The sequence below is a fragment of the Streptomyces tibetensis genome (assembly GCF_040647715.1).
GTDB lineage: Bacteria > Actinomycetota > Actinomycetes > Streptomycetales > Streptomycetaceae > Streptomyces > Streptomyces tibetensis_A.
The window spans coordinates 579576-600804 of the sequence record NZ_JBEZCR010000001.1 but is presented as its reverse complement, the minus strand read 5'-3'; the positions used below and the strand labels follow the sequence as shown (position 1 = coordinate 600804).

Sequence of the window (21229 nt, the reverse complement as noted above, 5' to 3'; positions counted from 1 at the left end):
GGGTAGGGCTGCGATGACCCGTTGAAGTCTTACCCGACAAGGAGGCCCCCGTGGCTGCGATGACTTTCCTTCCGCTCCCGGCCCCGTCCAAACCCGTGGCGGACCCGTCCGCCGACCTCGACGACACCCACCACGACGACCCGCGCTACTGCGTTTTCAGCTCCGAGAGCACCCACACCGAACTGCCGCTGACCAGCGAGCCCCCGCTGCCCGACGCCGAGCCCCTCACCAGTGAGCCGCCGCTCGCCGAAGCCGCCCCCCTGACCAGCGAGCCCCCGGCCTTCGTCCCGGACTTCACGAGGATGTAGATGACCGCACCCCGGCCGGCCGACCCGCCCTCCGAGGACCTGTCCCGCCTCGCCGTACTGCACGGCGTCGCCCCTTCCTACAGTCCGTCCCCGGACCGCACGGTCGCGGCCTCGGCCACCGCGGTCACCCTGACCCTGGCCGCCCTCGGCGTGGACGCGAGCACGCCCGGCGCCGTCCGCGCCGCGCTCGCGGCCCGCGAGGGGGAACTGGGCGAACGGCTGCTGCCGCCGACCGTCGTCGGCTGGGGCGGCAGCCCCCCGGCCGCCCTGGCGGCGCTTCCCGAGGGGACCCGGCTGCGCATCGACACCGAGCAGGGCGAGAGCCGCACCGCGGCGGACGGCCTCCCACCCGGCGTCCACCGGCTGACCGCCACCACCCCCGACGGCCGCACCGGCACCGCCCACCTGATCGCCGCCCCACCCCGCCTGCCCGCCCCGCCCGGACGCTCCTGCGGACTCCTCGTCCAGCTCTACTCCCTGCTGTCCCGACGCTCCTGGGGCATGGGCGACCTCGGTGACCTCGCCGAACTGGCCGGCTGGGCCGGGCGGTCGCTCGGCGCCGGATTCATCCAGGTCAACCCGCTGCACGCGGCCGTACCCGGAGCCCCCACCGACCCCTCCCCCTACCGCCCCTCCTCGCGCCGCTTCCCCGACCCCGTGCACCTGCGCGTCGAGGACGTCCCCGAGGCCGCCTACGTCCAGGACCCCGAGCGCCTGCGCGCCCTGCTGGAGAGATCCGGCCGACTGCGCGAAGCGGTGCTGCGGCAGGGCGCGTTGATCGACCGGGACGCCGTGTGGGAGCTCAAGCGGGAGGCGCTGGAGCTGCTCGGCGAGGTCCCCCTCGGACCCGGCCGGCGCGCCGCCTACTCCCACTTCCTCGCCGCACAGGGCCAGGCCCTGGAGGACCACGCCACCTGGTGCGCGCTCGCCGAGGTGCACGGCTCAGACTGGCACCGCTGGCCGACGGGCCTGCGCGACCCGCGGTCGGCCGAGACCGCCCGGGCCCGCAACGGCCTCATGGACCGGGTCGACTTCTGGTCCCGGCTCGCCTGGCTCACCGACGCCCAGCTGACCGCGGCCCAGCGGGCCGGACGCGAGGCCGGGATGCCGGTCGGGATCGTGCACGACCTCGCGGTCGGCGTGCACCCCGGCGGTGCCGACGCCTGGGCGCAGCAGGAGTACTTCGCCGCAGGCATGTCGGTGGGCGCCCCGCCGGACGCCTTCAACGCCCGCGGCCAGGACTGGGGCCTGCCGCCCTGGCGGCCCGACCGCCTCGCCGCGTCCGGCTACGCCCCGTTCCGCGAGCTGCTGCGCGCCCTGTTCCGCTACGCCGGGGCGCTGCGCATCGACCACGTCATGGGCCTGTTCCGCCTCTGGTGGGTCCCCCAGGGCCACCCGCCCACCGAGGGCACCTACGTCCGCTACGACGCCGAGGCCATGCTCGCCGTCCTCGTCCTGGAGGCCTCCCGGGCCGGGGCGCTGGTGATCGGCGAGGACCTCGGCACCGTCGAGCCCGGCGTCCGCGAGACGCTGCGCGAGCGCGGTGTGCTGGGCACGTCCGTGCTGTGGTTCGAGCGCGACTGGGAGGGCGACGGCCATCCCCTGCCCCCCGAGAGCTGGCGCGCCGACTGCCTGGCCACCGCCACCACCCACGACCTGCCCTCCACGGCCGCCCGCCTCACCGGCGAGCACGTCGAGCTCCGCGACAGCCTGGGTCTGCTGACCCGCCCCCTGGAGGAGGAGCGCGCCGAGGCCGCCGCCGACGCGGGGGAGTGGCTGTCCCTGCTGTCCCGGCTCGGCCTGCTGCAGGGCACGGGCGGCGGCAGCGACACCTCGTCGGAGGAGGCGCAGATCCAGGCCGTCCACCGCTTCCTGCTGCGCACCCCGGCCCGCATGGTCGGCGTCTGGCTCCCCGACGGCGTCGGCGACCGCCGCCCGCAGAACCTCCCGGGGACCTGGGACCAGTACCCGAACTGGCGGTTGCCCATCGCGGACGCACAGGGACGGCCCGTGACGCTGGAGGACCTCGCGGCCTCGCCCCGGCTGCACGCGCTGATGCAGGTGCTCAGGGAGGGCGGGTCGTGAGCCCCGGGTCTCTTACGGCACCCCGGGCGCGCGGGCCCGGTCGGCGTTGGATATTTTGACACCGTGGACAAGAAGAACGCCCTGCGCGCCGGCGCCCTGGCAGCCGGTACGACGCTGATGATGCTGCTCCTGTCGTCGCCCGCCTCCGCGCTCACGCGCGACGACGGTGACGACCCCGGCACGGGCCTGAGCGTCATCGAGACGCTGGGCCTCTTCGTCTTTGCCCCGATCGTGCTGTACCTGGTCATCGCCGGACTGGTGATGGTCGGCGACAAGACGCACAAGAAGAAGGACCCGACCAGCTCCAACATCGCCACCAAGGCCGAGGCGAAGAGCGAAGTCAAGGCCTGATCAGCTTTCCCCTTCGAGGGCGTCGACGCGGTCACCGCGGCGACGCCCTCGTCGTCGTCAGGGCCTCTCCGTCGCCGCCAGCAGTTCCCGCAGGAGGCCGGCCAGGAGGGCGGCCCGTTCCGCGTCCAGGGCGGACAGTGCCTCCGTCTGGACGGCCAGGCCGGCCGCGACCGCCTCGTCGACCACCCCGAGGCCCTTGTCGGTGAGCGTGACCCGCAGTCCGCGCCGGTCGTGCGGATCCGGCGAGCGGCGCAACAGCCCGGCGCGCTCCAGCTTGTCCAGGCGCCCCGTCATGCCGCCGGTCGTGAGCATCAGCGTCGCGGACAGCTGACGGGGAGAGAGCGTGTAGGGCTCGCCGGAGCGGCGCAGGGTCGCCAGGACGTCGAACTCCCCGCGTGAGATCCCGAACCTCGCGTACGCCTTGTCCATCCGGTCGCCCATCGCGAGCGAGAGCCGGCCGACCCGGCCGAAGACCTCCATGGCGGCGGTGTCCAGGTCGGGCCGGACCGTGGCCCACTGCTCGATGATCGCGTCGACGGGGTCCTTGCGCGGCTCAGGGCGTTCGCTCATGCCTCGAGTATCCGCCCCTTCTAGGTCACCCGCAAGAAAGTAGCTTGACGGAAAGTTGCTTAGCGCTAAGCTACTTTCTGCCGACCTACTTCGGGACCTACTTCGAAGGGTGTCTTCCCATGGCCGCCTCCCGCCCGGCTCTCATCGCCCTCACCTCCCTCGCCCCGATCTCCTGGGGCACGACCTACGCGGTCACCACCGAGTTCCTCCCGCCCGACCGGCCCCTGTTCACCGCCCTGGTGCGCGCCCTGCCCGCCGGTCTGCTGCTGCTCGCCTTCGCCCGGGTGCTGCCGCGTGGTGCCTGGTGGTGGAAGGCGGCGGTGCTCGGCGCGCTGAACATCGGTGCCTTCTTCCCGCTGCTGTTCCTCTCCGCCTACCGGCTGCCCGGCGGCATGGCGGCGGTCGTCGGCTCCGCCGGTCCCCTGTTCGTGGCCGCGCTCTCGGCGCTGCTGCTCGGGCAGCGGCCGTCGGCGCGGACGCTGGTGACCGGGGCCGTGGCCGCGTTCGGGGTCAGCCTCGTCGTGCTGCGGGCGGCCGGGGCGCTGGACGCGCTCGGCGTGCTGGCGGCCGTCGCCGCCACGGCGTCGATGTCCACCGGCACCGTGCTCACCAAGCGGTGGGGCCGCCCCGAGGGCGTCGGACCGCTGGCGCTGACCGGCTGGCAGCTGACCGCGGGCGGCCTGCTCATCGCGCCGCTCGCCTTCCTCGTCGAGGGCGCCCCACCGGCCCTGGACGGCCGGGCGGTCGGCGGCTACCTGTACCTCGCCCTCGCGAACACGGCCCTCGCGTACTGGCTGTGGTTCCGCGGCATCGGCCACATGACCGCCACCCAGGTCACCTTCCTCGGCCCGCTCTCCCCGCTGACCGCGGCCGTCGTCGGCTGGGCGGCGCTCGGGCAGGCGCTGACGCCGGTGCAACTGCTGGGAATGGCGCTGGCGTTCGGGGCGACGGTGGCAGGACAGTTCGTGACCCGGCCGCGGACCGAGGGCCACCCGGTGAAGGCCCGCTCCGAAGCTGTGGTCGTGCCGGGCGGGGCGCTGCGACGGTAGGAGGGGACTTTGGCCGCCGCGGCCGGAGAACAGGCGGAAGGGGCGCCCGGCACACACCGGACGCCCCTTCCGTCGTACGGGATACCGCCGGGGTTACGCCCCGGCCGCCGCGTCCGCCCGCTGCGCCCGCAGGGCCCGCTCCACGCCCGCGCGGGACTCCGAGACCAGGCGGCGCAGGGCCGCGCTCGGCTCGGCGGAGGCCAGCCACGCGTCCGTCTTGTCCAGGGTCTCCTGCGACACCTGGACCGTCGGGTAGAGACCCACCGCGATCTGCTGGGCCATCTCGTGGGAACGGGACTCCCAGATGTCCTTGACCACCTCGAAGTACCGCTCCGCGTACGGGGCGAGCACCTCGCGCTGGTCGGTCTGGACGAAGCCGCCGATGACCGCCTCCTGCACGGCGTTCGGCAGCTTGTCGGAGTCCACGACCGACGCCCACGCCTCGGCCTTGGCCTCCGCGGTCGGGCGGGCCGCACGGGCCGTGGCCGCGTGCCGCTCACCGGCGGCCGTGCGGTCCCGCTCGTACTCGCCCGCGATCTCCGCCTCGTCGAACCGGCCGACCGCCGCGAGGCGCTGCACGAACGCCCACCGCAGCTCCGTGTCGACGACCAGGCCCTCGATCGTCTGCGAACCCTCCAGCAGCGCGTCCAGCACGTCCAGCTGCTCCGGCGTGCGGGCCGTCGCCGCGAACGCGCGCGCCCACGCCAGCTGGTGGTCGCTGCCCGGCGCAGCCGCCCGCAGGTGCGCCAGCGTCGCGTCGGTCCAACGGGCCAGCAGCGCCTCGCGGGCGGCCGGGTCGGCGTACAGGTCGATCGCCAGCTTCACCTGGCGGTGCAGCGACTGCACGACACCGATGTCGGACTCCTTGCCGATGCCGGACAGCACCAGCGACAGGTAGTCACGGGCGGCGAGTTCGGCGTCCCGCGTCATGTCCCAGGCCGACGCCCAGCACAGGGCGCGCGGCAGGGAGGACTCGAAGTCGCCGAGGTGCTCCGTGACGAAGGCCAGGGACTGCTCGTCCAGGCGGACCTTCGCGTACGACAGGTCGTCGTCGTTGAGCAGGATCACGGCCGGGCGGCGCTCGCCCACCAGCTGCGGCACGGCCGTCAGCTCACCGTCCACGTCCAGCTCGATCCGCTCCTGGCGGACCAGCTTGCCGCTCGCCTCGTCGAGGTCGTACAGGCCGACGGCGATCCGGTGCGGGCGCAGCGTCGGCTCGCCCTTGGCGCCCGCGGGCAGGGCCGGGGCCTCCTGGCGGATGGCGAAGGCGGTGACGACCCCGTCGGAGTCCGTCTCGATCTCCGGGCGCAGCACGTTGATGCCGGCCGCCTGGAGCCACTTCTCCGACCAGGTCTTCAGATCGCGGCCGGAGGTCTCCTCCAATGCCCCCAGCAGGTCCGACAGGCGCGTGTTGCCGAAGGCGTGACGCTTGAAGTACGCCTGCACACCCCGGAAGAACTCGTCCATGCCGACGTAGGCGACGAGCTGCTTCAGGACACTGGCGCCCTTGGCGTACGTGATGCCGTCGAAGTTGACCAGGACGTCGTCCAGGTCGCGGATCTCGGCCATGATCGGGTGGGTGGACGGCAGCTGGTCCTGCCGGTACGCCCACGTCTTCATGGAGTTGGCGAAGGTGGTCCACGCGTGCGGCCAGCGCGAGCCGGGCGCGTGCGCCTGGCAGGCGATGGAGGTGTAGGTGGCGAACGACTCGTTCAGCCACAGGTCGTTCCACCACTCCATGGTCACGAGGTCGCCGAACCACATGTGGGCCAGCTCGTGCAGGATGGTCTCGGCGCGCACCTCGTACGCCGCGTCCGTCACCTTCGAGCGGAACACGTACTGGTCGCGGATGGTCACCGCGCCCGCGTTCTCCATCGCGCCCGCGTTGAACTCCGGCACGAACAGCTGGTCGTACTTCTCGAACGGGTACGCGTAGTCGAACTTCTCCTGGAACCACTCGAAGCCCTGCCGGGTCACCTCGAAGATCGCGTCCGAGTCGAGGTACTCCGCGAGCGAGGGGCGGCAGTAGATGCCCAGCGGGACGGACTGGCCGTCCTTCTCGTACACGCTGTGCACCGAGTGGTACGGGCCGACGATCAGCGCCGTGATGTACGTCGAGATGCGCGGCGTCGGCTCGAAGACCCAGACGTTGTCCTGGGGCTCGGGGGTCGGAGAGTTGGAGACGACGGTCCAGCCCTCGGGGGCCTTCACGGTGAACTGGAAGGTCGCCTTCAGGTCCGGCTGCTCGAAGCTCGCGAACACCCGGCGGGCGTCCGGGACCTCGAACTGGGTGTAGAGGTAGGCCTGGTCGTCGACCGGGTCGACGAACCGGTGCAGGCCCTCACCGGTGTTGGTGTACGCGCAGTCGGCGACGACCCGGAGGATGTTGCGACCCTGGAGCAGGCCGGGCAGGGCGATCCGGGAGTCCGCGAAGACCTCGGCCGGGTCGAGGGAGTCCCCGTTCAGGGTCACCTCGTGCACGGCCGGCGCCACCAGATCGATGAACGACTCCGCGCCGTTCCCGGCCGTCACATCGAAGCGCACCGTGGTCACCGACCGGTAGGTGCCGCCCTCCTGCGCGCCGGAGAGGTCGAGTTCGATCTCGTACGAGTCAACGGCGAGCAGCTGCGCCCGCTGCTGCGCCTCTTCGCGGGTCAGGTTTGTGCCAGGCACGCGGTCATCTCCTCGTTATGGGTGGGTTGCGTCATCTTTCCACGGCGGCTCGGCGTCAGGCGACGACCCGGGGGTCTTCGAGGGTTACCCCTCGGGAGGCGAGGGTCCGGGCGAACTCGCGCACCCCGGCCGACTCCCCGTCCCGGTGCCACACCAGGCCGAGCGCCGACTCCGGCACGCCCTCCACCGGCACGAACGCCACGTCCTCGCGCCGGTGGTACGCGGCCGTCGGTCGGCACAGCAGCATCCCCGCGCGTCCGGCGGCGACCTGGGTCAGCCCCTCCTGCAGCGTGGTCACCGCAGGGCCGGGGACGGCGGTCGGTGCGTGGGCGGCCCGCCAGTACGCCGGGGCCGGGGGCGCCGCCGTGACCAGCGGCGTCTCGGCGACCTCCGCCGCCGTCACGGCCGTACGGGAGGCGAAGGGATGGTCCTGTGCGACCGCGACGGTCTGCGGCCGGCGCGAGAAGACGGGACCGAGCACGAGATCCGGCTCCTCCACCGGAAGCAGGACGACGGCCGCGTCCACCGCCCCCTCCCGCACCCCGCCGAACGGATCGGCGAGCGGGATCTCCACGAGGTCCGCGGCGCACTCCGGGTGCGCGGAGCGGAAGGCCCGCACCGCTGCCGCCAGGCGCGTGTCCGCCGTCCCCTGGAAGCCGATCCGCAGACTGCCCTCGACGCCCCGGGCGGCCATCCGCGCGTCCTCCACGGCGTCCCGCAGCCCGCCGTACGCCGGGCGCAGCCGCTCCACGAACCGCTCCCCGAGCGGGGTCAGCGCGACCCGGCGGCTGGTCCGTCGCACCAGCCGGCCTCCCACCCGCCGCTCCAGCGCGCTCAGCAGCTGGCTCACCCGGCTCTGCGAGACGTACAGCCGCTCGCCGGTCCGCCCGAAGTGCAGTTCCTCCGCCAGCACCAGGAAGCACTCCAGCTCGCGCAACTCCAGCCCCGCCACCGTGGTTCCCCTCGCGTTCCGATCGATCAGTCCCGCTCATGGAAGGGTGAGGACTTCGCCGTTGTTCCCGGCCGGACGGCGCAAAAGGGTGGAGGCATGCCCTCCACTCCCTCCACCCGCACCCCCTCCATCCCCACCGCCGTACCGGCGACCGGCTCCGCCCGCCCGCGTCCATGGGCCGCCGTCCTGGTCCTCGCCGCCGCCACGTTCTCCGTCGTCACCACCGAGATGCTCCCCGTCGGCCTGCTCACCCCGCTCGGCGACGGCCTGGGAGTCTCCGCGGGAACCGCCGGGCTCGCCGTCACCCTGCCCGGCCTGGTCGCCGCGGCGAGCGCGCCGCTGCTGCCGATCGCCGCCCGCCGCGCCGACCGGCGCACGGTGCTGTGCGCCCTGCTGCTCCTGCTGACGGCCGCCAACCTGCTCTCGGCCCTCGCCCCGCACATCGCCGTCCTGCTGCTCGCCCGCGCCCTGGTCGGGGTGTGCATCGGCGGGGTGTGGGCGATCGCTGCCGGACTGGGCACGCGGCTGATGCCACCGCACCGGGCCGGCCGGGCGACCGCGCTGATCTTCAGCGGCATCGCGATCGCCTCGGTGCTGGGCGTCCCGGCCGGCACGTTCCTCGGCTCGCTCGCGGGCTGGCGCTGGGCCTTCACGGCCCTGGCGGGTGTGACCACGGTGGTGACGGCGGCTCTGTTCCTCGCGCTGCCGCCACTCCCGGCCGGGACGCCCGTCGGCCCGGGCACGTTCGCGCGGCTGCTGCGCACGCCCGGCGTCGGCCGGGGCCTGCCGGCGGTGGCGCTCCTGGTCACCGGCCATTTCGCGGCGTACACATACGTCCGCCCCGTGCTCGACCGGGTCCCGGACCTCGGCGCGGGGACGGTGAGCACGCTCCTCCTCGGCTACGGCCTGGCGGGCGTCGCCGGCACGTTCGCGGGCGGCGCACTGGCGGCCCGCGACCCCCGCAGGGCCCTGCTCCTCATCGCGGCCGGACTCGGCGCGGTGGTCCTGCTGCTGATCCCGGCGGGGAACTCACCCGCGGCCTCCACGGCCCTGCTGGTCCTGTGGGGCCTGGTCTACGGGGGCGTGTCGGTCTCCGCCCAGAACTGGCTGTCGGCCGCGGCACCCGGGGCGCGGGAGGCGGGGTCGGCGCTCTTCGCGGGGGTCTTCAACACGGCCATCGCGCTGGGGGCGTTCACCGGTGGCCGGACGGCGGACGCCCTGGGGCCCGCGGCGGTGCCGGCCGTGGGCGGCGCACTCGCGCTGCTGGCCGTGCCGGCCGTGCTGAGCGCGCGAACGCGACGTCCGGATCCCGCCGGTGACGCGGCCCCGCGCGAGCGAGCCTGATGAGCATGACAGCGACAACGACAGCCACGGTGACAACGACAGCGACAGCGACACGGACGACGACGACCCCGTACACAGCCCGCCCCATCGCCCCGCCCGTGCTGAGGGAACTCCGCGCCACGGACGACGCCGGCCGCCCGGCGGCCCCCTTCACCGACACCGAGGGCGGCGCCCCGCTCCGCTGCTGCCTGCGCCGCAGCGACCCGGGCGAACGCATCGCCCTGGTGTCCTACGCCCCGCTGCGCCGCTGGGCGGCGGACACGGGCGCCACCCCGGGCGCCTACGACGAACAGGGCCCGGTCTTCATCCATGCCGAGGACTGCGAGGGGCCGGACACCGACGCCCTCCCCTTCACCGACGGCCACCGCACGCTCCGCCGCTACTCGGCCGAGGGGCACATCCTGGGCGGACGGCTGGTCCGAGGCACCGCCGCCGCCGTCCGTCAAGCCCTCACGGAAGCATTCGACGACCCGGCCGTGGCACTGGTCCACGTCCGGGCCGTCGAGTACGGCTGTTTCCTCTACGAGGTGCGCAGGGGCTCCGAGGAGGGCGGGGAGGGCAGGGACTAGCCCTTCAGCTCCGCCGCCACCAGCTCCGCGATCTGCACCGCGTTCAGCGCGGCGCCCTTGCGGAGGTTGTCGTTGGAGACGAAGAGGGCCAGGCCGTTGTCCACCGTCTCGTCGCGGCGGATGCGGCCGACGTAGGACGGGTCCTTGCCGGCGGCCTGGAGGGGGGTCGGGATGTCGGAGAGCTCGACGCCCGGGGCGTCCTTCAGCAGCTCCGCCGCGCGCTCCGGGGAGATCGGGCGGGCGAAGCGGGCGTTGATCTGGAGGGAGTGGCCGGAGAAGACCGGGACGCGCACGCAGGTGCCGGAGACCTTCAGCTCGGGGATCTCCAGGATCTTGCGGGACTCGTTGCGGAGCTTCTGCTCCTCGTCGGTCTCGTTCAGCCCGTCGTCGACGATGTTGCCCGCGAGCGGCAGCACGTTGAAGGCGATGGGGCGCTTGTAGACGCCCGGCTCGGGGAAGTCGACCGCCTCGCCGTCGTGGGTGAGCTTCTCGGCGTCGGCGACGACCTTCTGCGTCTGGCCGTGCAGCTCGGCCACGCCCGCGAGGCCGGAACCGGAGACCGCCTGGTACGTGGCGACGACGAGGGCCTCCAGGCCCGCCTCGGCGTGCAACGGACGCAGCACCGGCATCGCGGCCATGGTCGTGCAGTTCGGGTTCGCGATGATGCCCTTGGGACGGTCCTTGATCGCGTGCGGGTTGACCTCGGAGACGACCAGCGGCACCTCCGGGTGCTTGCGCCACGCGGAGGAGTTGTCGATCACCACGGCGCCCTGGGAGGCGACCTTTTCGGCCAGCGCCTTGGACGTGGCACCGCCCGCGGAGAACAGCACGATGTCCAGGCCGGTGTAGTCGGCGGTGGAGGCGTCCTCCACCGTCACGCCGTCCAGCTCCGAGCCCGCGGAACGGGCCGAGGCGAACAGACGCAGCTCGGTGACCGGGAAGTTCCGCTCCGCCAGGATCCTGCGCATGACCGTGCCCACCTGTCCGGTGGCTCCGACGATTCCGACCCTCACGGTGACTCCCTCTCCTGCGTCTCTTCACGTACTCGTTGCTTGGCCGAGGCTTTTCCATCATGCGGCCGACCACGGCCCGCCTGTCCACTTCTTTCCCCGGTCTGCCCGGAGAGTGGGACGGCTCGTCCCGCTCCATGGTTGCGGACCTGCGGTGTCGACCCCGCTGAGCTGGAGGAATTCGTCCGGCAGGGGTCGTGCGCCGCAAGCTCGCCTGCCCATGCCGGTCCCGGCCACACGGAAGTGTGATGTACGCCTCGGCCGACCCGTGACGGGGCCCGGCCGACCGTGACGGGGCCCGGCGGAGCGCGACGGGCCCCGGCCGGAACTCGGCGGAAAGACCACCGAACGTTCCGGGCCGTCCCGGCGTCGTAGGAGAAACACGGCTGGGGGGGTGGCTTGTGCTGTTGCGCGGGAGGGCCCGGCGCGCCAGGGAGGCGCACGCAGGGTCCGGCGACGTTCCGCCGAGACAGGGCGATCGCCGGAGGGAGGCCGATCCGCTGGACGCGGCACAGGAGCGCCGGGTGCGGGCGGTCCTCGCGCTCGGCGGAGTGCCGCAGGCGGACCTGCCGGACGGGGTGCAGCAGGTCCGCCTGCGGCTGCTGGAGCGGTCCGCGAGCGGCCGGGAGGCGCCGCGGGACGTCTCGGCGTGGGCGGCGGTCGTCGCCTCCAACCTCGCGATGGACTGGCACCGGGCCAAGCGCCGCCAGGAGCGGCTCGGGGAGCGGCTGGCCGCCCTGCGCCAGATGGAGCATCCCTCCGGCGAGGACAGCAGCGTGCTGTCCGTCGCCGTCGCCCAGGGCCTGGACGAGCTGCCCGACGCCCAGCGGCAGGTCGTCGTCCTGCGCTTCTACGCCGACCTGCCGGTCCGGTCCATCGCCGAGCAGCTCGGCATCCCGGAGGGCACGGTCAAGAGCCGGTTGCACACAGCCGTACGGGCCCTGCGCGCCCGCCTGCACGAGGACGAGGTGGTGTGACGTGACCGCCCAACAGGACCAGGCCGGGCGCGACGGGACCGATGCGCTGATGGCGGCGATCACCGGCGAGGCGCCACCGCGGGAGGCTCGTGCGAGCGAGGCCTTCATGGCCGAGTACCGGACCGCCACCGCCGACGTGGGGGTGCTGCGCGAGCAGCTGGGCCTCATCGGGCACGCCCTCGCCGAGCCCCCGGCGGAACCCGGACCCGAGACCGGCGGCGGAGCCTCCGTGACGCCGCTGCCGGCGCGCCGCAAGCGGCCCGAGCCCCTGGCGGTGGCCCTGAAGGGCCTCGTCGCCGCCGTCGGGGCCAGTCTCGTGATCGGCATGGGCTGGCTCGTCGTCCAGAGCGGCGACCTGAGCGCCGGGAGTGATCAGGGCGGGTCGTCCGCCGCCGACAGTTCCGCCGGGCGTCCGCACGCCGAAGCGGACGCCAAGCTCGGCCCCGCCGGGTATCTGGCCTGCGCCCGGTTGGTCGTCGAGGGCACCGTCGCCGAGGTCGAGGCGGTCCCCGGCACCGGCCAGGACCGGATCACCCTGGACGTGACGCGCTACTACAAGCCCGACAAGGGCCGAAAGCAGATCACCTTCCCCCTGGAAACGGGCGCCGAGCCCTCGCTCCGAGCCGGTGACCACATGCTCGTCGGTATCTCCGGGGACCAGGCCCACCCGGACGAGTGGGCGACGGGGGAGAAGGAGATCGCCCGCGAACGGGCGTGGATCACCGAGGCGCTGCCCGCCTCGCGCACGATCCCGTGCCCATGAGGAGCAGTAGGAAGGGCGGGCGCCCCTTCGGACGCCCGCCCCACCGATGCCGCGTTGCCGTTACGGCAGAACCTTCTCGATCTTCACGCTGCCCACGCCCGCGACCGTGCCGCGCGCGTTGACCAGCTGGACCTGGCCGAAGAACTCACGCCCCTCGGGAGCGGCCGCCGCGGCGGTGGCGCTGCCCGAGACCGTCGCGGAGTCACCCGTGCCGAGCTCCACCGGAGCCGACCCGTCGACGGTGACGCTGCCGAGGGAGGGGGAGAAGAACACGTCCTGGTAGTCGTACGCCGTGGTGCCGGCCGGCACCGAGTAGCCGACGACCTGGATCGAGTACTTCCCCGCGGCCGGGGCGGGGATGGAGACCGACTCCTCCGAGTCGCCGTCGGCGGAGCTGCCGACCTGCGTGCCCGACGCGTCGTACACGGCGAGGTCCAGGTCAGCGGCGTTGTCCGAGACACCGCCGATGGCGACGTCCAGCGACCTGGCGCCCGCGGGCACCTCGACCGTCGTGGTCTGCGTCTCGCCCTGCTTGATCGAGGGGCGGGCCACCTTGGCCGAGCCGAGCGGGCCGCCGACCAGCTTGCCGTCGAGCGCGGCGAAACCGTTCGTCACCTTCCAGGAGGCGGCGGCCGGGGTGCCGACCTTCGCCTCGGGCACGGTCACGGTCTCCGGGTCGAAGGCCGCGCCGAGCACGGCGACGTCCAGCTGGTACGGGTTGTCGAGCAGCGGCGACGTACGGCGCGACTCGACCTCGATCTCCCAGACGCCCGGCTGCGGGTCGGCGTAGGAACGCACGTCCGGACGGCAGGTGTTGGCCGGGTTGTCGTAGTTCGGGTAGCAGTTGACCGTCGACGACGGGTCCGACGGCGTGCCGTACGGGTGGATGGCGATGAACCGGGTCTGGCTCTTGTCCTTCAGCCCGCTCATCGCGACCTCGAGGCTCTTGGCGCCCTCGGGGACGGTGACGAAGTAGTGCTGGGTGCTGTTGCGCTGCACCGAGTCCTTCGCGGAGAAGGTGTACTTCAGCGGGGCGGAGACCACGACCGTGCTGAGGACCTGCTCGTCGATGCCCTCGGTCCTCGGGTCGTCGACCTCCAGGATCGCGCTCTTGATGCCCGCGGACTTCGGCGCGGCCTGGACCTCGACGGTCACCGGCTGGTTCAGCGGCAGCTTCACCTCGTCGGAGCCGACGATGCGGAACGTGCCGCCCGCGTTGTTCTCGAAGTGCAGCTCGTGCCGGATCGCCTTGTCGGCGCCGGACGTACGGGTCAGGGTGACCTCGTACGTCTTCTTCTGCCCGGCCTTCAGGCCGCCCTCACGGTCGTACAGGCCCGTGCCGAAGCCCGGGGTCTTCAGGAACTGGTCGATCGCGGTGTCGACCGGCGCCTTGACCGAGTAGGTGTGCGCCGTGGCGTCGTCGCGGATCGCGTCCCAGGCGTCGGGGATGTTCATCAGACCCACGCCCTCCTCGTACGCCTGCACACCCTTGATGTGGTCGGCGGTGGAGGTGAGGGCCGTGCGCAGGGTCGCCGGCGTGAGGTCGATCTTCTTCTGCTTCGCGGCCGAGATCAGCAGCGCCGACGCGCCCGTGGCCTGCGGGGAGGCCATCGAGGTGCCCTGGAGCATCGAGTAGCCGGCCGGCAGGGTGTAGCCCGCCTCGGCGACCGGGGAGCCCGGCAGCCAGGTCTGCGTGGTGTTGATCGCCGCACCCGGGGCGACCAGGGTCGGCGTGATGCCGCCGTCCTCACGCGGGCCGCGCGAGGAGAACGGCATCATCGCGTACTTCTTCTCCACGACCGAGCCGTAGTTGGCGGCCCAGGTCTCCTTGGAGACGGACGCGCCGACCGAGATGACCTTGTCGGCCAGGGCCGGGTCGCCGATGGTGTTGGCGCCGGGGCCGGAGTTGCCCGCGGAGATCACCAGCTGGACGCCGTAGGTGTCGATGAGGCGCGTGTACAGCTCGGCGCGCGCGTTGTTGCCGTCGTTCAGCGCCGGCAGGCCGCCGATGGACATGTTGACGATGTCGACGCCGCGCTTGGTGACGAGGTCGATCATGCCCTCGGTGAGCGCCACGTTGGTGCAGCCGCCGGACCAGGTGCAGGCGCGCGAGGAGACCAGCTTGGCGCCCGGGGCGGCGCCGTTCATCTTCCCGCCGAACAGGCCGTTGGCGGCGGTGATGCCGGCGACGTGTGTGCCGTGCTCGGACTCGATGACACCGATGTTGACGAAGTCGGACTTCTTGCCGACCCAGGAGCCGCCCAGCGGGTCCATCGGGACGTCCTTGCGGATCTCCACGACGAACGGCTGCCGCTCGGCGACGTCGGTCTTCGGGTCGTCGGTGCCGAAGTACCCGACCTGGTGGCCGTCCTTGTACGGCTTCATCGGGGCGTCGTCGCCGAAGTCGTTGTTGTTGTTCAGGTCGACGCGCACCGTGCCGGTCTTGGCGTCGTACAGCACGCCCCAGACGTCGGTGGTGTCGCCGTCGCGGTTGGCGTCGCCCTTGGCGTCGCCACCGGCGGTGTACGACTCCTTGAAGAGGCTGACGGCGTAGGAGCCCGCCGGCGCCTTGTACGACTGGCCCTGGTAGGTGAAGGCCGGGCCGGACACGGCCGAGACCATCGGGCGCCAGGTGTTGTCGTTGTCGATGATCGGGTCGGTCGCCGTCACCCAGTCGACGATCTTCCGCTCACCGGTCGTCGTCTTCTGCAGCGCGGGGTGGCCGAGGTCCACGCCGGAGTCCAGGATGCCGATGGTGACACCGCGTCCGTCGGCCTTCGGGTGGTCCTCGACGAAGTCGACCGCGCCCGTCTCGAACGACGGGTTGTACGGGTTCTCGGCCGGGGTGTTCTTCCCCGGTGCCGGGTACGTGCCCTTCGCGGCCTTGGCACCCTTGGCGGTGTCCGCGCTCGGCGTCGGGTCGTCCAGCGGGATCTCCTCGCGCAGGTCGATGCCGTGCACGGAGGACAGCTTCGCGGCGGCGGCGATCGCCGAGTCCGCCTTGGCCGTCGGGACGGTGGCCCGGACGTAGCCCAGCTTGTCGTCGGCCCGGCCCACCGAGCCGCCCTTGACCGCGTCCAGCTGCCCGGCGACCTGCTCGGTCTTCCCGGGCGCGGTGGCGATCATCATCGTGACGGTCTTGTCGCCGTCGGCCTTGGCCTCCGCGAGCAGACCGGCGTCGTCCGAACCGAGCTTGGCGTGCGCGGACTTGACGCCCTGGTCTGCGGGGGCGTCCGCGCCCGGCCCGTCGGCGGAGAAGGCCAGCGGGATCGGCCCGGCCGCGGAGAGCGCGGCGACGAGACCGGCGGCCACGGCGATGCGCGCCACACGTCTCGGGCCCGATATCTGATCGCGCGGGGTGGGAGGGGTCATCGGCATCCCTTGTAGGTAAAGGAACGAGCGGGAAGCGACCGAGGCCCGATCGGTCCTGGTCGCAGATGGTCCGAACGGCAAGCCCGGACGATCGCACAGCTTTACGCAAGGTGAAGTCCTTTGGGGAGTGTTGACCCAAACGAAATGGATGTATGGGGAAAACCCCCGATGCGATTTGTGGTCATCAGTCCCGAAGGTGGCGAAGAAATCGGTTAACGTCCCGGAGTGCGACAGAAGTTGAGGGTGGCGGCCTACGCCATATGCGTCCGGGACGGACAGATCCTCCTCGCCCGCTCGCCCGCCTGGGACGGCACGCCCGAGTGGGTCGTGCCGGGCGGCGGCATGGAGCACGGCGAGGATCCCTACGACACCGTCCGGCGGGAGGTGGAGGAGGAGACCGGGTACCGCATCGAGGTGACCGGGCTGCTCGGCGTGGACTCCTCGCACCGCGTCTTCCGCGAAGGCTTCGGGCCCCCCGTCGACCACCACGGCGTCCGGCTCGTCTACGAGGGCCGGATCACCGGCGGCGAACTCCGCAACGAGGTCAACGGCTCCACGGACCTGGCCGCCTGGCACGACCTGGACGCGGTTCCCGGGCTGGTGCGGATCTCGATGGTCGACATCGCACTGCGGATGTGGCGCGAACGCCCGGCCACCGGACGGCTGGCCGACGCCCTGGAGTAGGTGCAGTACCCCGGAAGATGAACGCCGCGTGACCGGCTCCGGGCCGTGTCCGGAGCAGGCGGCGACGCGCGGGGTGGTCCGAGATCCACGTACGGTGATCGGCGCTGCGCGTTGCCGTCTCGTTCACGCGCAGGTCATTCCCGCTGCCAACGATCCAGTACGAGCGGGGTGTTCACGTCGTGAAGGCCCCGCGACCACTGCCGACGCGTTCGCACTCGGGGAGAGAAGCGCATGTCGCGCACACGCTCAGTCGCCGGCTCCGGCCAGGGCATCCACCGTCGTTCCGTCCTCGCCGCCGCCGGTGCGGTCGCCCTGGCCGGGGGTGTCGGCTACGCCCTGCGGCCCAGCGACAGCCAGGCCGCCACGGGCAGCCAGCAGGCCACCGAGGCTGTCGCCGCCTCCTCGCGACAGGCACCCGCCGCACCACTCGCCCCCTACACCAAGGGCACCACCGTGGCGTCCGTCGCCGCCCCGCGCGGCGGCTCCGGCTCCGGCTCCGGCTACCGGCGCCTGGGCGACGGACCGGGCTGGCAGCGGGTCGTCCGCTCCGACCTGGCCGCACCCAAGCCCGGCCGCGCCGGCCGCCGTACCGCGCTCGCCGCGTTCGTGCAGCTCACCGACCTGCACATCATCGACGCCCAGCACCCGCTGCGCCTGGAGTACCTGCGTGCGGCCGACATCCACGCCTGGCGGCCGCACGAGGCGCTGACCGTGCAGGGCGCGATCGCGCTCGTGGAGCGGATCAACGCGCTGCGCGGCGCCCCCGTCACCGGAGGTCCGCTGCACTTCGCCATGACCACCGGCGACAACACCGACAACAACGCCAAGTCCGAGCTGGACTGGTTCCTGAAGATCATGAGCGGCGGGCGCATCACACCCAACACCGGGGACCCGCGCCGCTACGAGGGCGTCCAGAACAGCGGCCTCAAGCAGTACTGGCAGCCGGACGCCGCCGTCCGCGACAGCGACAAGCAGGCCGGTTTCCCCCAGCTCGACGGCTTCCTGAAGGCCGCGATCCGCGAGGTGCGCAGCCCCGGCCTCAACCTGCCCTGGTACTCGACCGTCGGCAACCACGACTCCCTGCCGATGGGCTGCTACGGCTCGCACGCCGACCCCTACCTCACCGAACTCGCCGTCGGCGGCAAGAAGCTGATGAACGCGACCGCGGCCGAGGCGCGGCAGCTGCAGGCGCAGATCAAGAAGGCCACCGACCCCAAGGGCGTCCGCTACCACGACTTCCTGAAGTCCCACGCCCGCTCCATGCGTTCGGTCACCCCCGACGAGAGGCGCGCCCCCTTCACCCCGGCCGAGTACCTGAAGGCCCACCTGGATCCGGCCCACCGCGGCCTCGGCCCCGCCGGACACGGCTACTCCTCCGCCAACCTCGACGCGGGCACCCAGTACTACGCCTTCCGCATCTCCGACGACGTGATCGGCATCAGCCTCGACACCACCGACTCCGGCGGTCACTACGAGGGGTCCATCGGCACGGCCCAGCTGAAGTGGCTCGACAAGACGCTGCGGGACAACAAGGACTCCTACGCGGTGATCTTCAGCCATCACACCAGCAAGACGATGACCAACCTCCGCAGCGACCCGTCCAGGCCGAACGAGCGCCGCCACGACGGCCAGGAGGTCCTCGCCCTGCTCGGCGGCCACCCCAGGGTGCTCGCCTGGGTGAACGGGCACATCCACAAGAACGTCATCACCCCGCACGCCCTGGCGAGCGGCGGCTCGTTCTGGGAGATCTCCACGGCCTCCCACGTCGACTTCCCGCAGCTCGCCCGGATCATCGAGCTGACCGACAACAAGGACGGCACGATCTCCCTGTTCACGACGCTGGTGGAGTCCTCGGCCCCGCACCGCACGGACTTCTCCGACCTCTCCCAGACCGGCCTCGCGGCGCTCTACCGCGAGCTGTCCCTCAACGCCCCGGGCGCGAGCACGACCCTCGGCGGCGACCCGGCGGACCGCAACACCGAGCTGGTGCTCAAGAAGGTCTGAAAACCGCTCAACCACCCCGCGCCGGTCAACCCCAGCCGCGACCGCCCAAGTCCCCTCTCCCGGCACGACTCGACATGACGTGACAGGGGGAAACGGGGACATGAACAGACGCGCGTTCACGGCGGCCGTGACGGCGGCGACGGCGGTGACACTGTCGGTGGCCCTCACGGCTCCGGCGGTGGCGGCGGGCCCGTCTGCCGCACCCGGCGGCCATGACCGGACCGAGCGGGCCATCCGGGCGGCGGTGGCCGACGGGGTGCCTGGCGTGACGGTGACGGTCCGGCGGGGCCACGGCACCTGGGCGGCCACGGCCGGCGCCGGCAACCTGGAGACGGGCAAGCCGCGTTCGGCCCGGGACCGATACCGCGTCGCCAGCATCACCAAGACGTTCGTCGCCACGGTCGTCCTCCACCTGGAGGCGGAGGGGCGGCTGTCGCTCGACGACACCGTGGAGCACTGGCTGCCGGGCGCCGTGCGGGGTAACGGCCACGACGGCGGCCGCATCACGATCCGGCAGCTCCTGAACCACACCAGCGGCGTCTTCGACTACCTGGAGGACTCGGACTTCCAGCAGACCTACACGACCCCGGACGGCTTCATGAGGCATCGCTTCGACGAGGCGGCCCCCGAGGACCTGCTCGCCGTCGCGATGAGGAACCGGCCGTACTTCGAGCCCGGAGCATCGTTCGCGTACTCCAACACCAACTACCTCCTGGCCGCCCGGGTGATCGAGAAGGCCACCGGCAACGACTACGGCGAGGAGATCGACCGCCGGATCATCGCCCCCCTGCACCTGAGCTCGACGTCGGTCCCCACGCTCCGCATCACCCTGCCCCGGCCCAGCAGCCGCGCCTACTCCAAGCTGGCCAGGACGGACACGGGCCCCACGTACGACGTCACGGAACTCAACGCGGGCCTGGCCTACGGCTCGGGCCAGATGGTCTCCAGCTCGGCCGACCTGACCCGCTTCTACTCGGCACTGCTGCGCGGCGAGCTGCTCCCGCCCGAACAGCTGAAGGAGATGAAGACGACGGTCCCCTCCGGCCGCGGCACCAGCCGCTACGGCCTGGGCCTGGTCGACCGCAAGCTGGGCTGCGGCGTCCACGTCTGGGGCCATGACGGGGGCATCTACGGCTCGATGTCGAGCGGGGTGACCACCTCGGACGGCCGGCACTCCCTCGCCGTCAACTTCAACGGCGACTGGTCGGGAAGCGTCGACGCGATCATCGAGGCGGAGTTCTGCGGCGCGTAGCGGCCCCGGCACGAGGAGGGGCCGCCGGTGTGTCCCGGCGGCCCCTCCTCTCCCCTCCTGGTGTCGTCCCGGTCCGTCATTACCGGGGCAGCACCACGACATACGCGGCCGGTTCGCGGTCGGCCGAGGCCATCAGGGCCGTGCGGATCACCGTCGCCTGCTGCTCCGGGGAGTCGCGGAGCTTGCGCGGCGTGATGTGGACGACCGTGATGCCCAGCCGTTCCAGGTGCTCGCGCTTGCGGGCGTACTCGGACCACAGGGCGTCGTCGTCCTGCCGGGGCGCCCGGGTGTCGAGTTCCACCGCCACCGCCTGGTCGGGCCAGTACGCGTCGAGTCCGCCGAGGTAGGGCCCGCCGGGCAGGCGCAGGTCGACGTTCCAGACCGGGTCGGGCAGACCGTACTCGGCGATCATGCGGTACAGGCGGTCCTCCGCGCGGGCCCGGCCCTCGGCGAGCAGGGACTCCACCGCGTCCACGACGTGCGGCCGGCTCAGCAGCCGGGCCTGGTTCAGCTCGCGGACCACCGCCGCCGGGTCGCAGTGGGCGCCGCGGACCGCCTCCGTGAGCAGCCGGCGCACGCTGACGGCGTCGTCGAGTTCGGCCACCGCGTCGGCCAGCGCGCGGGCCACCGGTGCCACCGGCACCCCCGTGACCTGTTCCGGGTCGGGCAGGACGGGCGTGCGGACGACGCGCGCGCAGCCCGTGGACCGCAGCCGTCGCAGCCGCGGGACCAGGACGTCGATCGCGTCCAGGGAGGGCAGCGGGGGAGTGGAGGAGAAGCCGTGCAGCGTCAGCGCGGCCAGGCCGGTGATCATCACCTCGGGGTAGGCGGCGGCGTGCGGCCGACTCGCGCCGGGCTGGGCCGGTACCCCCGAGCCGTGCTCCCGCGCCGCGTACATGAGCACCGCGTGCAGCCGCTCCTCGCTGGTCGGCGGGCCCGGGTGGAGCAGGACGACGCCCGGCAGGAGCTGCTGCCAGGGACCACCCGTGCGGCACTGCTCGTTCGTCTCGGCCGTGGAGACACCGTGCGCGCGGAGCTGGGCCGTCGTCAGCACGCGGGGGCGGCCACCGCCCGACAGGTCGTGCAGCGGGCGGGGGGAGAGCGGGGCGTTGTGGGTCATGACCCGCAATTTCCCGCGTTCCGGCCCTCCTTGAACCGCTGTTACAGGCCCGTCGACAAATACGGACAACCCGGCACTAAAGGACGAATGTTCGGATGCCGAAAGCCCCTGGTCCGTTCGGGTACGGGCCAGGGGTTACGGCTCAC

Annotated in this window: 17 protein-coding genes; 11 read left to right on the top strand and 6 right to left on the bottom strand. The window is 72.6% G+C overall.

The genetic code is table 11. The annotated features are described in order from the left end of the window. Positions 1 to 50: 50 nt before the first annotated feature. From AB0B29_RS02690 to AB0B29_RS02680, 3 genes are all read left to right on the top strand, one after another. Positions 51 to 308 (top strand): hypothetical protein, encoded by a 258-nt coding sequence (locus AB0B29_RS02690; RefSeq protein ID WP_184846438.1) that lies wholly within the window; start codon positions 51 to 53, stop codon positions 306 to 308. Beyond that, complete coding sequence (gene malQ, locus AB0B29_RS02685) at positions 309 to 2393, top strand: 4-alpha-glucanotransferase (protein ID WP_362232975.1); 2085 nt, start codon at positions 309 to 311, stop codon at positions 2391 to 2393. It abuts the gene before it with no gap. Positions 2394 to 2456: 63 nt separating this feature from the next. Further along, positions 2457 to 2744 carry a hypothetical protein gene (locus AB0B29_RS02680; RefSeq protein WP_362232973.1) on the top strand — a complete coding sequence of 96 codons (288 nt, stop codon included), beginning with the start codon at positions 2457 to 2459 and terminating at the stop codon, positions 2742 to 2744. A gap of 57 nt (positions 2745 to 2801) precedes the next feature. Here the strand turns inward: AB0B29_RS02680 and AB0B29_RS02675 are convergent, their stop codons facing one another. Then, a complete protein-coding gene (locus tag AB0B29_RS02675; protein ID WP_362232970.1) occupies positions 2802 to 3314 on the bottom strand; it encodes a MarR family winged helix-turn-helix transcriptional regulator in 513 nt (170 codons plus the stop codon). Between the two features lie 119 nt (positions 3315 to 3433). On the opposite strand from AB0B29_RS02675, the gene AB0B29_RS02670 reads away from it, so the two are divergent. Then, entirely contained in the window at positions 3434 to 4363 is a 930-nt protein-coding gene (locus AB0B29_RS02670) for an EamA family transporter (RefSeq protein WP_362232968.1), read from the top strand. Between the two features lie 93 nt (positions 4364 to 4456). On the opposite strand, the gene pepN is transcribed toward AB0B29_RS02670, so the two are convergent. Next, positions 4457 to 7036, bottom strand: a complete 2580-nt coding sequence (gene pepN, locus AB0B29_RS02665) for an aminopeptidase N (RefSeq protein WP_362232966.1) — start codon at positions 7034 to 7036, stop codon at positions 4457 to 4459. A gap of 55 nt (positions 7037 to 7091) precedes the next feature. Further along, on the bottom strand, positions 7092 to 7988 hold the full coding sequence (locus AB0B29_RS02660) for a LysR family transcriptional regulator (protein ID WP_362232964.1): 897 nt from the start codon (positions 7986 to 7988) through the stop codon (positions 7092 to 7094). 96 nt (positions 7989 to 8084) lie between these two features. On the opposite strand from AB0B29_RS02660, the gene AB0B29_RS02655 reads away from it, so the two are divergent. Beyond that, entirely contained in the window at positions 8085 to 9332 is a 1248-nt protein-coding gene (locus tag AB0B29_RS02655) for an MFS transporter (RefSeq protein WP_362232961.1), read from the top strand. A gap of 5 nt (positions 9333 to 9337) precedes the next feature. Further along, entirely contained in the window at positions 9338 to 9901 is a 564-nt protein-coding gene (locus tag AB0B29_RS02650) for a DUF1203 domain-containing protein (RefSeq protein ID WP_362232960.1), read from the top strand. Here the strand turns inward: AB0B29_RS02650 and AB0B29_RS02645 are convergent. After that, positions 9898 to 10914: an aspartate-semialdehyde dehydrogenase gene (locus AB0B29_RS02645; RefSeq protein WP_362232957.1), complete on the bottom strand. Its 1017-nt coding sequence runs from the start codon at positions 10912 to 10914 to the stop codon at positions 9898 to 9900. The two genes, AB0B29_RS02650 and AB0B29_RS02645, sit on opposite strands and share 4 nt — an antisense overlap. Positions 10915 to 11315: 401 nt before the next feature. Between AB0B29_RS02645 and AB0B29_RS02640 the strand changes: the two genes are divergently transcribed. Continuing rightward, positions 11316 to 11888, top strand: coding sequence for an RNA polymerase sigma factor (locus AB0B29_RS02640; protein ID WP_436845782.1), 573 nt, complete (start codon positions 11316 to 11318; stop codon positions 11886 to 11888). Position 11889: 1 nt separating this feature from the next. Next, complete coding sequence (locus AB0B29_RS02635) at positions 11890 to 12651, top strand: hypothetical protein (protein WP_362232954.1); 762 nt, start codon at positions 11890 to 11892, stop codon at positions 12649 to 12651. 60 nt (positions 12652 to 12711) lie between these two features. Here the strand turns inward: AB0B29_RS02635 and AB0B29_RS02630 are convergent, their stop codons facing one another. Then, entirely contained in the window at positions 12712 to 16023 is a 3312-nt protein-coding gene (locus AB0B29_RS02630; protein WP_362232952.1) for a S8 family serine peptidase, read from the bottom strand. A gap of 225 nt (positions 16024 to 16248) precedes the next feature. On the opposite strand from AB0B29_RS02630, the gene AB0B29_RS02625 reads away from it, so the two are divergent. The 3 genes from AB0B29_RS02625 to AB0B29_RS02615 all read left to right on the top strand — a co-directional run bounded on the left by AB0B29_RS02625 (position 16249) and on the right by AB0B29_RS02615 (position 19963). After that, positions 16249 to 16707: an NUDIX hydrolase gene (locus AB0B29_RS02625; protein WP_362232949.1), complete on the top strand. Its 459-nt coding sequence runs from the start codon at positions 16249 to 16251 to the stop codon at positions 16705 to 16707. 231 nt (positions 16708 to 16938) lie between these two features. Continuing rightward, entirely contained in the window at positions 16939 to 18711 is a 1773-nt protein-coding gene (locus AB0B29_RS02620; RefSeq protein WP_362232946.1) for a TIGR03767 family metallophosphoesterase, read from the top strand. A gap of 100 nt (positions 18712 to 18811) precedes the next feature. After that, on the top strand, positions 18812 to 19963 hold the full coding sequence (locus AB0B29_RS02615; protein WP_362232944.1) for a serine hydrolase domain-containing protein: 1152 nt from the start codon (positions 18812 to 18814) through the stop codon (positions 19961 to 19963). Between the two features lie 79 nt (positions 19964 to 20042). Here the strand turns inward: AB0B29_RS02615 and AB0B29_RS02610 are convergent, their stop codons facing one another. Next, on the bottom strand, positions 20043 to 21083 hold the full coding sequence (locus tag AB0B29_RS02610; RefSeq protein WP_362232941.1) for a hypothetical protein: 1041 nt from the start codon (positions 21081 to 21083) through the stop codon (positions 20043 to 20045). Positions 21084 to 21229 lie beyond the last annotated feature (146 nt).